This window comes from Streptomyces sp. NBC_01433 (assembly GCF_026340105.1).
GTDB lineage: Bacteria > Actinomycetota > Actinomycetes > Streptomycetales > Streptomycetaceae > Streptomyces.
This window is the reverse complement of record NZ_JAPEPM010000001.1, coordinates 5,643,377-5,658,029: the sequence shown is the minus strand read 5'-3', so window position 1 is coordinate 5,658,029 and position 14,653 is coordinate 5,643,377. Positions and strand designations below refer to the sequence as shown.

General features: G+C 71.3%; 12 protein-coding genes. 2 read left to right on the top strand and 10 right to left on the bottom strand.

Annotated elements, in window-relative coordinates; translation table 11 throughout:
* Nucleotides 1-28 precede the first annotated feature (28 nt).
* The 9 genes from OG413_RS25455 to eccD all read right to left on the bottom strand — a co-directional run bounded on the left by OG413_RS25455 (nt 29) and on the right by eccD (nt 7,944).
* Complete coding sequence (locus OG413_RS25455; protein ID WP_266809048.1) at nt 29-337, bottom strand: hypothetical protein; 309 nt, start codon at nt 335-337, stop codon at nt 29-31.
* Nucleotides 330-788 (bottom strand): YbaB/EbfC family nucleoid-associated protein, encoded by a 459-nt coding sequence (locus OG413_RS25450; RefSeq protein WP_266809046.1) that lies wholly within the window; start codon nt 786-788, stop codon nt 330-332. The genes OG413_RS25455 and OG413_RS25450 overlap by 8 nt, the downstream gene beginning before the upstream one ends.
* Entirely contained in the window at nt 788-1,435 is a 648-nt protein-coding gene (locus OG413_RS25445; RefSeq protein ID WP_266809044.1) for a type VII secretion system-associated protein, read from the bottom strand. Before OG413_RS25445 ends, OG413_RS25450 begins: the two co-directional genes overlap by 1 nt.
* Nucleotides 1,432-3,600: a hypothetical protein gene (locus OG413_RS25440; RefSeq protein WP_266809042.1), complete on the bottom strand. Its 2,169-nt coding sequence runs from the start codon at nt 3,598-3,600 to the stop codon at nt 1,432-1,434. Before OG413_RS25440 ends, OG413_RS25445 begins: the two co-directional genes overlap by 4 nt.
* 4 nt (nt 3,601-3,604) lie before the next feature.
* On the bottom strand, nt 3,605-3,982 hold the full coding sequence (locus tag OG413_RS25435) for a hypothetical protein (RefSeq protein ID WP_266809040.1): 378 nt from the start codon (nt 3,980-3,982) through the stop codon (nt 3,605-3,607).
* A 36-nt stretch (nt 3,983-4,018) separates the two neighbouring features.
* Nucleotides 4,019-4,318: a hypothetical protein gene (locus OG413_RS25430; RefSeq protein WP_266809038.1), complete on the bottom strand. Its 300-nt coding sequence runs from the start codon at nt 4,316-4,318 to the stop codon at nt 4,019-4,021.
* A gap of 68 nt (nt 4,319-4,386) precedes the next feature.
* On the bottom strand, nt 4,387-4,734 hold the full coding sequence (locus OG413_RS25425; RefSeq protein ID WP_266809036.1) for a hypothetical protein: 348 nt from the start codon (nt 4,732-4,734) through the stop codon (nt 4,387-4,389).
* Between the two features lie 264 nt (nt 4,735-4,998).
* Nucleotides 4,999-6,444, bottom strand: coding sequence for a type VII secretion protein EccB (gene eccB, locus OG413_RS25420; RefSeq protein WP_266809034.1), 1,446 nt, complete (start codon nt 6,442-6,444; stop codon nt 4,999-5,001).
* Between the two features lie 117 nt (nt 6,445-6,561).
* The gene (gene eccD, locus OG413_RS25415; RefSeq protein ID WP_266809032.1) at nt 6,562-7,944 is read right to left on the bottom strand and encodes a type VII secretion integral membrane protein EccD; all 1,383 of its coding nucleotides are present in this window, start codon (nt 7,942-7,944) and stop codon (nt 6,562-6,564) included.
* 276 nt (nt 7,945-8,220) lie between these two features.
* Here eccD and eccCa point away from each other — a divergent pair, with 276 nt between their 5' ends.
* Complete coding sequence (gene eccCa / locus OG413_RS25410; protein ID WP_266810358.1) at nt 8,221-12,153, top strand: type VII secretion protein EccCa; 3,933 nt, start codon at nt 8,221-8,223, stop codon at nt 12,151-12,153.
* A 104-nt stretch (nt 12,154-12,257) separates the two neighbouring features.
* Nucleotides 12,258-13,175: an alpha/beta hydrolase fold domain-containing protein gene (locus tag OG413_RS25405; protein ID WP_266810357.1), complete on the top strand. Its 918-nt coding sequence runs from the start codon at nt 12,258-12,260 to the stop codon at nt 13,173-13,175.
* 125 nt (nt 13,176-13,300) lie between these two features.
* On the opposite strand, the gene OG413_RS25400 is transcribed toward OG413_RS25405, so the two are convergent.
* Complete coding sequence (locus OG413_RS25400) at nt 13,301-14,584, bottom strand: S8 family serine peptidase (RefSeq protein ID WP_266809030.1); 1,284 nt, start codon at nt 14,582-14,584, stop codon at nt 13,301-13,303.
* Between the last annotated feature and the right edge of the window lie 69 nt (nt 14,585-14,653).

The window sequence follows — 14,653 nt, the reverse complement described above, 5'->3', positions numbered from 1 at the left end:
GGTGCCGCGTCTTCGGTGTTCGGCCGGCTCAGCCGGCGGCCATGTGATTGGCGTCGTTCTCTGCGTCGTTCAGGATGACCGACGCCTTGTTTCCGCTGATGCCGACCATCTCCAGCAGATCGGAGAGCCCTTCGAGGCCGTACGTGAGCCCCTTGCCCGTCGAGTCGACGAACTTGTGGTACTCCTTCGCGTACACGTCGTCCCGGCCGCCCGCCGTCCTGTTCTCCAGGTTGATGTGGTCGTTGAGGACGCTCAGTTCACCGACGATCCGCGAGATGTCGGCGAACTGGGTGAACCGACGCGGCAGGTCCTGCGGAACGCTCAGGGTCTCAGCCATAGAAATCGTCCTCCTCGCCGCGGTTCCCGGCGGACTTGCGCCGGTCCCCCAGCACCGTGTCGGTCAGACCTTCGGGTTGCATCGCCCGCAGCGGAGCGAGCAGATCATCCAGCTCGCCACCGCCGAAGAAGCCCTTGGCCAAGTCCTCCTGGTCCCCCATCAACGGACGTACGGAGCCACTGACCTTGGTGTTCATCTCCACGCGCGCCGCGTTGACGGTGGCCTTCAGCACCTCGGCGAGCTGGGCGCCCGGCATCGTGCGGTAGCCCTCGGTGTGGAACTTGAAGGAGAGGATCTCGCCGTGGGCGTTGACCGAGGCGGTCACCATCCGGTCCTTGGAGGTCGCCGAGGCGGATGCCCTGGCCAGTTCCTCCTGGACCTGCTGGATCTTCATCGTCTGCTCCGCGAGGCCGGCCATGGCCTCCGCGAGCTGCTCCTGGAACGACACCATCAGTCCTGCTCCTCCTTGCTTTCCGCCGCGGCGGCCGCCGCTTCCAGTACGTCGACCGCGCGGGACAGGTCCTCGGCGGACAGCCGCAGAGCCACGGGGCCCGTCGGGTTGAGGTACATGTCCTGGCCTTCGGGTACGAGGGCGAACGCCTCGGACACGGACAGCACCCGGTGTGCGAGCGCACCGGCCCGCTCCAGATGGACGGGCGAGGTGAAGACCGGCACCACCGGGTCGCCGTCCGGGGTGCAGGCGCTGACCGCGCCGCCGCCGGGCGCGACCAGGACGGCCAGTTCGCCGCTGACCACCGCCAGGGCGACGTTCTCGACCGGGCCGTAACCGGTGGCCGCGAGCTGCATGGCGGCGTCCACCTCGTCGGCGGGCTCCGGCCAGCCGAGCATGCCGGGCGAGGGCCGGTACTCGTCGTTCCGCTGCCATTCGACGATCTCGCCGTCGGCGTCCGAACGCCACTGGCCGATCACCGCCCACAGCGGGGGTTCGCCGTCACCGCGCCACGCCGGGTCCACCGTGCCGAACCAGTGGTCGGGTGCGGTGCGCGCCGCCGCACGGATGTCGTCGGGCACCGGCGGCATGGCGGAATCCGCGCCCGCGGCCGTCGCCACGCCGGTGTCTGTCCCTGCGGAACTCATCGTCCGATCACGCCCGTTCCGGTGCCGGGCTCGGTGCCCCACACCTCTTCGTCCTCCGAGAGCCATACGTTGCGCTGCCGGTCACCACCGCTGCCGCCGCCGCCCGGGGCGCCGCCACCGCCCATGCCCATCGGCGGCATGAAGGGCATGCCGCTCCCCGTCGCGCCTCCCGCTCCGCCCCGCCCGAGGGTGCCGAGCGACTGGGTGGGCACATTGCCCTGCACCGGCGGGACAGCCGGGATCGCGGGCAGCCCCATGGCGGTTCGGGCCCGGTTGCTGATCCCGGACACCACGGAGGTCGGCTCACGGTTCGCGTTGCCGTTGTTCTCGAACAGCTTGCGGAGGTTCTCGGAGGCCGCCTTCGAACCGCCGAAGAGATCGCCACTCGACGTGTTCGGACGGCGCTGACCGTTCAGCAGCTCGTCGAGCGTCTTGGGATTGCGGGTCTTCAGGTTGTTGCTGCTCTCGGTGATGTGCTTGCCCTGCGGGTCGCTGATGGTTCCGTCGGCGTTGATCCGCGAGCCGGGCGGAACGCTGAGCTTCCCGCCGTACGTGTTGGTCAGGGGCTTGCCGTCCGCGCCGATCAGGTTTCCCTGAGCGTCCACCTTGGTGCCCTTGGGAACGATGACGTTGCCTTCGGCATCGACTCCGAAGCCCCGTGTCAGGTCTCCGGAGGTGGAGCCGCTCGGCAGTGTCGGCGGCTTCGGGCCGACGGTGGAGGGCGAAATGATCTTACCCCCGGGACCGATCGTGGAGCCGGGCGGCACGATCAGGGGCTTGCCGTCCGCACCGAGTACCGCCTTGCCCTTGGAGTCGGTGACGGCGCCGGTCTTGGGGTCGATGCGCGATCCGGCCGGGACCGTCAGGGACCCGCCGCCGCCCGTACCGGAGGTGCCGCCGCTGGGTCCCGTGACCGGAGGCGGGCCGAGGCCGAGGTTGCTGGTCTTGGGGAGATTGGTGCCGGAAGTGCTGCCGCTCGGCCCGGTCACCGGAGGAGGGCCGCCGAGGCCCAGATCGCCGCCGTCCCCACCGCCCGCTCCGCCTCCGGTGCCGCCGCCGTCACCGCCCGCACCGTCACCGCCGGCGCCGAACATCTCCTTGAGCTTGGTGAGGATGTCGTTGTCGTCGCCGCCGCCGGCGCCGCCGCTGGTGTCTCCGGTGTCGCCGTAGAAGTTCTTCTGTTCCTCGTCCGTCAGCGAGATGGTGAACGTCGGCTTCACCACGGAATTCGCGTCGGAGAGTTTCCCGCTCGCCCTGTCGTAGGCCGTCGCCAGGTCGACCATCGTCTGCGCGGACCTGTCGTCGAGCTCGGTCTTGACACCGTCGAGCCAGCTCGTCTTCGCGGCGGCCTCTATAGCGCCCCAGTTGGGACCGCTGACCGTCGGGTCGTGGTCCGACAGGGGGTTCTGCGTGCTCATCGCCTTCAGGAACTGCGAATTCAGGTGGGTGAACGCCATGGCGATGGACCCGGCTTCGTGCGCCTCGATGCCCGTGCCCACGGTTTCAAGCTTGTCGAACCAGTCCCAGGAGTTCTTCCTCAGCACTCCAATGGTGGTCCACAATTGCTCGCTCACCGCTACGAGATTTTCCGTGATCGCGCCACCCAGGTAAAAGGACTGGGTCTCTTGCAGTGAACGCTTCACCGCCAGAAGAACGGCTTCGAAGAGTTCGGCGGACTCCCCTTGCAGTTCCTCCGAGCCGTTGCCGACCTTTTCGGCCCATTCATTGAACTTGGACGACCACCCGTCCGTCCAGACCGCCATGTTGTTGAGGATCTCGGACGCCTTGCGAGACATCGCCGCATTGGCGTCCTTGTTCGTCCCGGACACCACCGATCCAAAGATCGGACCGGGCGCACCGGTGAACTCGGCCAGCGCCCCGCCATCATTGCCGAAGTCGGTCCAGTTGTAGCCGAACCCGAACATCAGCCATTTTTCACCTTTCCTTTTGGGGAAGTGGAACGCGTGGTACCCGTCCAGCCCCCAGTCCTTCGCCTTGTCCGCCGGAGTGCCGTCGAACCACTGGCCGTTCTTCTCTCTGGTGATCCACTTCTTGGCACCTGCGCCCGCCACCAGGTTCCGGTCCGGAAGCTTGGTGGTGCCGTCGTGAAACATGGCGAGGATTTCCTCCCACTTGGCCGGCATCCCGGAGGGCACCGCGACCATGGTTTCACTTTCCCTTCGGGGTCAGGATCTCGGAGAACTCGTCGGCGAGGGCACCACCCATGCCCGTGGAGTCGTCCTCGGCTTCCTTGTGCTTGGTCTCCACGTCCCGCAGGCTGGCCGAGAAGTTGTTCAGGAGCGTGATGGCCGATTCGTACCGCGTACGCATACTGGAGCGGAACGTCTCCAGCTGGCCTTCCAGTGCCTTCGCCTGCAAGCACTTCTCGGGGTTCCCGAGAGCGAGCGGGATCTTCGATCCCAGGCTCACATATTCCGCCTTGACCGTGAGGTCGCGGCGGAACGTGGGGATCTCCTGGTTGGCATATCTGAGATAGACGCCGTCGGTCGACTGGAAGATGTCGCCCGGATTCTCTTCACCAGCCATGCTCACACCTCACAGAAGTCGATTCGGACGGTCGGATCAGCTGCCCTGAAGGTTGTTCAGGCCGCGGCCGCCGTCGAGGTCCCCGTCGATCTGCCGGGCATGCATCCGCTGGAGCGTCGTCCGGGCCACCCCGTACTGCTCGTCGAGCTGCAGCTTGATCCGGCCCAGCTCGGCCTGGAATTCCTCCCAGGAGGTACGGGTCTGGCCGCTCAGGGTGTCGCGCAGCGCGCCGAAGTTGTTCTGCATCCAGGCGAGCGCCTCCTTCATCTCCTGCTGGGCCGAGTCCATGTTCTTGATGGCGTCCAGGACCCCTTGGTGGCTGATCTTGACGGACATGGCAGAACTCCTCATGGGCGGTTAAGGGAAGGGGGGAAGGAAATGCGGGGCTGAGGGAAGAGGGAAGGTCAGCCGGGGTTGATCTGGTTGGTGATGCCCGCGGCGTAGCTGTTCGCCTCGTGCTCGGCGTCCACCAGGAGCCGGTTGGCCATCGAGGTGCCTTCGCGGAAGAACTGGGTGCGCTCCATGACCCTGTTGTGCGCCCGGAGCCACTCGTCGATGCCGGCGGCGTGGGTCTCCGAGGAAGCCGCCTGGTAGGCACCCCGCACCTGGCCCTGGATGGTCCTGACCTTGCGGCCCGCCTCATCCATGTCGCGAAGGTGCTGATCCAGCGTCTTCAGCGTCTGGAGCATCGCTGTTTCGTCGTTGGACAGGCCATCGGCCGAATTGACGTTGAAGCCGGAGACATCAGACATAGGGGTCCTCCTGGACACTGCGGGGGAAACGGCGGCACCACGGGCGCACGGCAGTCCGACCACACCGGGAATCACGCCCTCCGGTAGTCGACGGATCATCAGGTTAATACGCCGTACGGGATCTTGGCACGCATGTTCCACGTCAATTCTGAGTGTTCACCTTCGATGCGTGCGTGAGCTGCGGCAATGCCGCAGAAAGCGCCTGCCTCCCGGCTTCCCTATCCTCAGAGAAAGCTCAATTCCCGTAAAATGGCGGGCAGTCGGCTATTGGGGCGCCTCGTTCTCCGCCACTTCCACCAGCCCCTGCGCCAGCAGGGTGGTGTCGTCCAGCGCGGGCCCGGACGCGAGCATCCCGAGGACGCCGGACGGTATGGGGACGGACTGCCCGGCGCTGTAGCCGAGCCGCTGAAGTCCCTTGTCGCCGCCGGGGATCGGGTACTTGGCCCCCGACTCGGTGACCAGGTAGTGGGCCGTGCCCGTGCCCGCGGAGGAGAGCGCGGTGACAAGTGCGCCGCCCTCGGGGCGTACCGCGAACAGGTCGGCGGCTCCCGAACCCGCGGTGATTCCGGGCTGGTTGGACACCGCCCGGCCGCCCACCGCGTCCGCGCGGGGCAGGACGACCGAGACCGTCGGCCTGCCGTCCGCGGTGCCGATGACGGCACAGACGCCCTCGCTCGCGCCGACCGGCCTCGGGCCGGGCAGCTCGGTCGGGACCGCGCCCCCCTCGGCCCCCACGAGCCGGGCTTCCTTCGGGTCCAGGTGGCGCGCCACGTCGTCCGCGCCGATCCTGGGAAGTTCGACCACTCCCCCGGCGTAGGCGGTCCGCTGGGTACGGGGATCGCCCTTCAGGAGCGCCTCCTCCAGGGCGGTGACCCGGGTCAGACCGCGCTCCGTCAGCAGGTAGTGGCGGCCGGAGCCGTCGAAGAGCTGCCCGACCCGCGTGGCGCGGCCGGCCAGCGAGGGGCCCGCCTTTCCGCGTCCCGTCACCTCCGGCACCGCCAGATCCGGGCCTGCGGGCAGGGCGTTGAGGAAGGCGTCGGGGACGGGGTGCGCCCCTTCGGGGTCGTAACCCAGCGACTGGACAGCGTAGTTCGCGGTGTTCAGCCGCAGCCGCGTGCCGTGCCAGAGCAGGTAGGTGGCGTCGCCCGGGACGCTGCGGACCAGGGTGGCCCGGTCCGAGGTGACGGGCCGGCCCTGGGCCGTCAGGCCGACGGCCACGGTGAGGAGCGGCGCCTTCGCCGCGTCGGTCCGGATGGCGCACACCGACCAGGCCTCGCGGCTGAGCGAGCCCGGCTGCGGCAGGGGATCCGGTGCGCCGACGATGCCCAGGGTCGCGCCGCGCGGTGCGTCCTTCAGCGAGGCGGGCTTGACGCTCACCACCTTCATCCGGTCGCCTGCCAGCAGTCTGGCCGAGGTCTCGTTCAGGACCGGGTGGAGGACACCGTCGAGCGTGAGGTAGCGGGCGCCCGAGCGTTCGTCGATCACCAGTGTCCCGGTGGCCTTCCACGCGTTCGAACCGCCGGGCACCACCAGCCCGTACACCGCGACGATGAGCGCGGCCAGCGCCGCGACCACGAGGCCGATGACGAAGCCCTTCGAGGTCCGCCGGTGCGCGGACTCGGGGGCGTCCGGGTCGTCCCGGAGCATTCCCAGTGACAGTCGGCTCATGACGAACATGTGCGCGTGGACCTGGTCCCGCCTGGACTGCATTCCTTGCCTTTCCGACCGGGCATCGGCCCGGCGCGCGAGGGCCCGGGGTCCGGGGCTTTCGCCCGCGGGACCCCGGGATCGGCCTGCTGGTCCGGCGGCGGACGCCGGACCGCGGGCTCAGCTGTTGAGGCCCCGCAGGTACGAGTAGAGACCGGCGACGAGCAGGGCCAGCGGGACGAGGGCGATGGCGAAGAGCAGGTGGAGCAGATCGACCGCGCGCCCCCAGTAGGGCACCAGGCGGCGGCCGGGGAGCGTCCAGCCCGTGATGGCGAGCACGGCCGCGACGGCCAGCAGACCGGCGAGCAGCAGGGGCCGGGAATCGGCGTCCAACCGCAGGACCAGCAGCACCGTCAGCAGTACGGCGCCGTAGGCGGCCGGCAGGACGACGGCGAGACGCTGCCAGGCGCCGCCGATCCCCCGTGCGTGTGTGAACAGGAGCGCGCACAGGACCGCGGCCAGGGTGAGCGGCGCCCAGGACGTCTCGAACGCCAGCATCGTGAGGCAGCCCGCGGCCACCAGACCGGTGGCGCCGTAGAGGCCCGTGAGGTAGCCGTCGGCGATGGCACCGCGGGCGGCGATCTGCTCGTCCGGGGTGGGGTCGATGCCCTCCTGGAGCTGGCCCGCGTTGGTGGGCAGCAGCGGCACCTTCAGGCCGGACAGGCGGAACGCCAGGGAGGGCAGGAAGTGCCCCAGGAGGACGACCGCCAGGATCAGCGGAGCGGCCGTGCCGGTGGGCGTGACGCCGAAGAGCATTACTGTGCCGCCGATCGCTCCGAGCACCGCGGCCAGGGCCGCGGCCAGGAACAGCGGGGCGCACGCGCCCACGGCGGCCACCGCGAGCACGGCGGCGCCCGCTGCCGCGGCGCAGCCCGCCAGCAGCCGTGCGCCCAGTTCCACGTCGGATCCGGCGCCTTGGGGCACGAGCGCACCGGCCAGGGCGAGGAAGGGGATGGCCGCGGCGCCGAGCGCGCCGCCCGCGCCGACGTCGCCGACCGCGCGTGAGGCGGCTCCGGCGCCGGCCAGCAGGATGATCGCTGTGCCCGCCGCGCAGAGCGCCCTGATTCCCGGGGAACCCGGCAGCAGCAGGAGCAGCAGGCCCGTGGCGAGTGCGCTCAGGGCGAGAGCGGTCATGAGGTGGTGCGACCACACGGGCCGCCAGGAGTCGGGGCGTTCACGCAGCCGGCTGGAGAGCCCGTCGACGAGGTCGTCGTAGTGGATCTCGGGCAGGGCGTCCCCGCGCAGGCGCAGGTGGACCGTCTCGCCGTCGTGCAGGCCCAGGTCGCCGAGCGTGTTCTCGTCGTCGAGCGGTTCCTGGCCGAGGCGTTGGAGCACCCAGCCGCCGGCCTGCGCTCCCCGTTCGTAGAGGTCGGTGCCCCCGTGATCGACGATGGTCGGCATCAGGTCGGCGAGCACGATGTCGGACGGCACCGCGAGTTCGACGGAGCGGTCGGGCGTCAGCACCGTGAGGCGGCACAGGGGTGCCGCGGATATGTCGGTCAAGCGCGTTTCATCGCCTTCCAGGACAGTGGTCGACGCGGTCAGATTGATCACATTAACTTGTGCGTGCAGTCTGTACGTTGTGGGGTGCCGCCATGATTCGGCAACCCCGTCCCGCCCACCCCCGGCCTGCGCACCTGTGCCGTCGGCCGTACCGCAGGCGTTTGACGTCCTGTCACCTCGAAGAGGCGTCACAGTAACCGCCGGCACCCCTCAGGAAGGCGATTCCCTTTGAGCGTGGTCCTCTTCAAGAGGCCTCCCCGGCGTCTTGGCCCCGAGATGCCCCAGGGCGAACTGAGCCTCCAGGAGCCGCCCACGGTGCCGGAGACACAGAGCGCGATGGGCAACATGATCACGTATATGCCGATGGCGCTCAGTTCGCTCGGCATGGTGCTCATCTTCCTGCGCCCCGGCAGCGGCGGCGGACCCATGATGTACGTCGCCATCGGGCTGATGGCGCTGTCGGCCATCGGCATGCTGGTGTCGCAGATCCTGCGGGCCTCCGGGGACCGCAAGCGCGCGTTGCTCGGTGAGCGGCGCGACTACATGCGCTACCTGTCGATCAGCCGCAGGCGCATCCGCAAGGTGATCACCCAGCAGCGGGAGGCGCAGGCGTGGTCGCACCCGGACCCGGCGTCGCTGTGGGGCCTGGTGCCCACGGCCAGGCTGTGGGAGCGGCGGGCCGCGCACGCGGACTTCGCCGAGGTACGGATCGCGGTGGGCGAGCAGCAGTTGGGCACGAAACTGACCCCGCTGAGCACCAAGCCGGTGGAGGATCTGGAGCCGCTGTCCGCGCACGCCCTGCGCCGCTTCATCAAGGCGTACGGCACGGTGCCGGACCAGCCGGTCGCGGTCTATCTGCGGACCTACGCGCGCGTCCTGTTGCAGGGCGACGAGCGGGCCGCGCAGGCGATGGTGCGGGCCCTGCTGGCCCAGCTGGGCGTGTTCCACGCGCCGCAGGACCTGCGGATCGTGGTGCTGGCGGACCATGACCGCCGGGACGCCTGGGAGTGGGTGAAGTGGCTGCCGCACGCCCAGCATCCGACGGACGTCGACGGTGGCGGGCCCGTGCGGCTGGTCACCGATTCCGTCCTGGGTCTCGAATCGCTGCTCGGCGAGGAGCTGACCGGCCGGCCCGCCTTCGAGGCGGACGCCTCGCCGAGCGCCGAGGAGCCCTACTGCGTCGTGGTGCTGGACAGCGCCCGGACGCCCGCCGACTCCCGGCTGGCCACCGACGGGTACCGCAACACCGTGACGCTGGACGTGGCCGGTTCGCTGCCCTGGCGTCAGTCCCGCCACACGCTGCGGCTGCGGATCTCCGAGCGGCAGCTGGAGCTGGTCAGCACCGACCGGTCGGGGAAGGAGACCACGGCGGCGCTCGGCAGGCCCGACGTACTGGGTCCCCGGCGGGCCAGGGCGCTGGCCACGCTGCTGTCCCCCTACCGGATGGGCATCACCACGGACAACGGTGAGGCCCTCACCTCGGACGTGCAGCTGACCACCCTGCTCGGCCTGCCCGACCTGCACACCGTCGATCTGGACAGTGTGCGCGCCGACCGGAGCGAGCGGGCCAGGCTGCGGGTGCCGCTGGGGCTCGCCGGGGACGGCACACCGGTGGAACTGGACATCAAGGAGGCGGCGCAGGGCGGCATGGGCCCGCACGGCGTGCTGATCGGCGCGACGGGTTCCGGCAAGTCGGAGCTGCTGCGAACCCTGGTGCTCGCCCTGGCGCTCACCCACTCGTCGGAGAAGCTCAACTTCGTCCTGGTGGACTTCAAGGGCGGCGCCACGTTCCTCGGCCTGGACGGCCTGCCGCACACCTCGGCCGTGATCACCAACCTCGCCGACGAGTCCTCCCTGGTCGAGCGCATGCAGGATGCCCTGCACGGTGAGCTGATGCGCCGCCAGGAGCTGCTGCGCAGCGCCGGGAACTACACGTCGGCCTTCGAGTACGAGACGGCGCGGGCGGCGGGCGCCGACCTGGTGCCGCTGCCGACGCTCTTCGTGGTCGTCGACGAGTTCAGCGAACTCCTCTCCGCTCACCGCGACTTCATGGACCTGTTCGTGATGGTGGGGCGGCTGGGCCGCAGCCTGGGGGTTCATCTGCTGCTCGCCTCGCAGCGGCTGGACGAGGGCCGCATGACCCAGCTGGAGTCGCACCTGTCGTACCGGATCGCGCTGCGCACGTTCTCCTCCATGGAGAGCCGGGGCGTACTGGGCGTGCCGGATGCCTACCAGCTGCCTTCCGTCCCCGGCAGCGCCATCCTCAAGAAGGACACCGGGACCCTCGTCCGGTTCAAGGCCGCGTACGTCTCCGGGCCCTATCAGGGTGTCCGCAGGGTCGGCGCGTCGGCCGTGGCCGGTCAGGTGGTCCCGTACCGCACGGAGTGGACCGCGCCCCGGACCCCCGCGCCCGACCCCGACCCTCGGCCGGCCGCGGCGACGGAGGAGGAGAGCGAGGAGACCCTGCTCGCGCTGGCCGTGGCCCGGATGCGGGAGGGCGGCAGGCCCGCACACCGGGTCTGGCTGCCGCCGCTGGAGGCACCGCTGTCGCTGGACACCCTGCTGATGGGGCTGGAGGTGGACGCCGAGCGGGGTCTGACCACCGTCGACCCCGCTCTGCGCGGCGGGCTGACGGTGCCGGTGGGCATCATCGACCGGCCCTTCGACCAGACCCGCGAACCCCTGCTGGCCGAGCTGTCCGGGGCGGGCGGTCACGTCGGCATCGCGGGCGGGCCGCAGAGCGGCAAGTCCACCCTCGTACGCGACCTGATCATGTCGCTCGCCCTCACACACACGCCCCGCGAAGTCCAGTTCTACTGCCTGGACTTCGGTGGTGGCTCGCTCGGTTCGCTCCGTGACCTGCCGCATGTGGGTGGTGTCACGGGCCGGCTGGACCTGGAGCGGGTGCAGCGCACCCTGGCCGAGGTGCACGGGCTGGTGGCCCGGCGCGAGAAGCAGTTCGCCGAGCTGGGCATCGACTCCATGGCGACGCTGCGCGCCCGCCGGGCGGCCGGTGAGATGCCCGACGAGCCGTACGGCGACGTGTTCCTCGTGGTCGACGGCTGGGGCACGGTCCGCCAGGACTTCATGGACATCATGGACACCTTCACGGCGCTGGCGGCACGCGGTCTCAACTACGGTGTGCACCTCATCGTGGCGGCGGGCCGCTGGTCGGAGATTCCCACCGCGCTGCGGGACCAGCTCGGCACGCGTTTCGAGCTGCGACTCGGCGACAGTATGGATTCCATGATCAACATGCGGGCCGCCGCGACCATCCCCAAGTCGCCCGGCCGCGGCATGACCGATTCCAAGCACCACTTCCTCACCGCCCTGCCGCGGGTGGACGGCGGCGAGAGCGCCGCGGACCTCGGAGCGGGCGTCGCCGACGCGGTGGCGCGGGTGGCCGAGCACTGGGAGGGCCCGCCCGCACCCGCGGTCCGCACCCTGCCCACGGTCCTGGATCCCGCCGACCTGCCCGACGCGGAGGTCGGCGCGGACGGCGACCTGCGGCTGCCGCTGGGGCTGGAGGGCGGCCAGCTCGACGTCATGTGGCACGACTTCGCGCAGACCGCGCACCTGGTGGTGGTCGGCGACGCGGAGACCGGCAAGACCAACCTGCTGCGCTCGGTCTGCCGGGCGATCACCGAGCGCTACTCCCCGGCCGAGGCGCGGATCATACTGATCGACTACCGGCGCGGGCTGCTGGAGAGCGTCCCCGAGGCGAACCGGCTGGGCTACGCCGTCTCCGTCGACGTACTCAAGCAGGCGGTGGACGGCGTCGCACGGGCCATGAAGGAGCGCCTGCCCGGCGCGGACATCTCGCCCGCCCAGCTGAAGCGGCGGGACTGGTGGAAGGGCCCGCAGGTCTTCCTGGTCGTGGACGACTACGACATGGTGTCCGGCGGCAACATGAGCAACCACTTCGGGCCGCTGCTCGACTACCTCGCCCAGGGCGCGGAACTCGGCCTGCACCTGATCGTGGCGCGCAGTGCCAACGGTGCGGCGCGGGCGATGAACGACCCGCTGCTGCGCCGTCTGCTGGAGGTGAACACGCCTGCCGCGCTGCTCTCCTGCCCGCCCTCGGAAGGCTATCTGTTCAACGACACCAAGCCGAGGCAACTGCCGCCCGGTCGCGCCCAGTTGATCACCCGCAGGGGCGTGGTCCAGGTGCAGACCGCACTGCTGCCGGACACGGAAGGCGAGGGATAGGACCTGTCGTGGGCGCCGGTGGAAGGCCATGGGAGCCCCGCCCCGACCCGCCGGCGCGGCACGCACCTCCGTTCGACCCGGAGTTGAGCGCCGCGCTGGCGGCCATGGGGGCGCGGGAGCCGGTCACGCCGGAGGGTCTCGCGGCCAGGCAGGAGCGGGACGCCTCCGCCCGGCCCAGGCCGACGCTGCGCGAGCTCCGGGCCGGCGGCCGGTTCGAGGTGGCGGAGCTGCGGGCGCCCGCGGACCGGGACGGGCGTGAGGTCAGGCTCGTCAGCGCACGGCCCGCCGGGGTCGCCGGACCCCTGCCGCTGCTCTACTACATGCACGGCGGCGGCATGATCATGGGCAACGCCCGGTCCGTACTTCCGCGGCTCCTCCGGGAATGGGCGCTCCCGCTGCGGCTCGCCGTCATCTCCGTCGAGTACCGGCTGGCGCCGGGGGCGCCGTACCTCGGTCCCGTGGAGGACTGCTATGCCGGACTCGTCCGGGCGGCCGGTCACGCGGCCGGAGCGGGCCTCGACGCGGACCGCGTCATTCTCGGGGGCAAGAGCGCGGGCGGTGGCCTCGCCGCGGCGCTCGCCCTGCTGACCCGCGACCGCGGCGGGCCGGTCCCGATCGGTCAACTGCTCCTGAGCCCGATGCTCGACGACCGCGGCACGACCTTCTCCAGCCACCAGATGGCGGACCTCGACACCTGGGACCGGACCTCCAACGCGACCGCGTGGCAGGCGGTGCTCGGCGACCGGTACGGCGCCGCCGGACTGTCGCCCTACGCCGCCCCCGCCCGCGCCACGGATCTGTCCGGGCTGCCCCCGGCCTACATCGAGGTCGGGTCGGCCGAGACCTTCAGGGACGAGGCCGTGGCGTACGCCGACGCGATCTGGCAGGCCGGTGGCGAGGCCGAACTGCACGTGTGGCCGGGCGCCTTCCACGGCTTCGACACCCTCGCGCCGCGGGCGGTCCTCAGCCAGGACGCCCGCGACGCCCGTTCCCGGTGGCTGCGACGGATCGTCGGACGATGAGCCCGGCCCGGCGGGGCAGCGAACGATGAGCCCGGCCCGGCGGATCGCCGGACGATGACGCCGCGCCGGGCCGACGGTCGTGACCGGGACGCCGACGGTCGTGACGGGGACCGGGACCCGGGGGCTCAGTCCGCTTCCGCGGCAGGCCCCGGGGCCCGGCCCGCACGCCATCCGCGGCGGCGCCCCCGGGGCAGCACCACCGCCAGGAAGGCGACCAGCAGCACCAGCCCCGTCGCCGAACCCGCCACGGTCAGCGCGCTATCGCGCATGTGCGGCGGGTCGAGCGGCGACACGGCCGGTGCCGAGGCGCTCTCCGGTCCGGCCGGGGGCCGCGCCAGCTCCTCGGGCAGTACGGCCGACAGCGCCCGCACCGGGTCCACGATCCCCAGCCCGAGGTCGGCGTCCGGCGCGTCACCCACGGCTCCGTAGGCCGTGGACTCCAGCCGGTGCGCCACCTGATCCGCGGTCAGCCGCGGGTGGTAGGAGAGGACCAGGGCCGCCGTACCGGCCACGAAGGCACCGGCCACCGCGTCCCCGCGGCCGACGAACTGGCCCCGGCCGCCGGGCCCCGGACCCATCACCGCGACGCCGGGAGCACTCAGCCTGGGCTGCGCACGCCGCCCCTTCACCGTGCCGTTCGCCTCGGGCACCCCGCCCGGCCCCACCGAGGACACGGCAAGCACCCCGGGCAGCGCCGCCGGATAGGCGGGGCCGTTCACCGCGTCGGGCGCCCCCGCGCCGCTCTCCCACTCCCGCGCCGAGGCGGGCGCCACCACCAGGGCCCCGGCCTCCTGCGCGGCACGGACGGCGGCCTTCAACTCCTTGGGCGCGGAAGGGACGCTCAGCGCCACATGGACGATCCTGGCCTTGGAGGCCGTGGCCGCCCGTATCGCCTTGGCCAGCGCCGCGGGCGTCGTCGCGCCGTACCGGTCGGTGGCCCGCACCGCGATCACCTCGGCCTCGGGAGCGACCCCGGCCGCCTTCAGACCCGGCTGCCGCCCGCCCGCCACGATGCCGGCCAGGAACGTGCCGTAGCCGACGCAGTCGTCCCGTACGGTGCCGCCCGCCACCACGTCCGGGCCGCCGGTCACCCGGCCCTTCAGCGCCGGTACCCGCCGCGGATCCGCCCCGGTGCCGATGAGGGCGACCTTCACGCCCGCGCCCCGGCTGAGTTCCCATGCCTGGTCGATCCCCAGGAAGCTCTGGGCCCAGGGGACTTGGGCCGATCTCTTGGCGGAGCCCGGAGTGCACGGGCGGCCGTCGGCGAGCGTGACGGGCATTCCCGGCAGCGTGGGGCTGTCCGCCCCTTCCGCCGCACCGGCCGGAGCCGCGGTGCCGGGTATCAGGAGCAGGGCGGCCAGTGCTGCCGGTCCGAGTGCACGGGACACCGAGGACCTCGAAGATCGCATGCGCCGATGGTAGCGACGCGGGCCGCACGGGCGGAACCTGCCCCGCGACGCCCGCCGGGCCGACGCCTC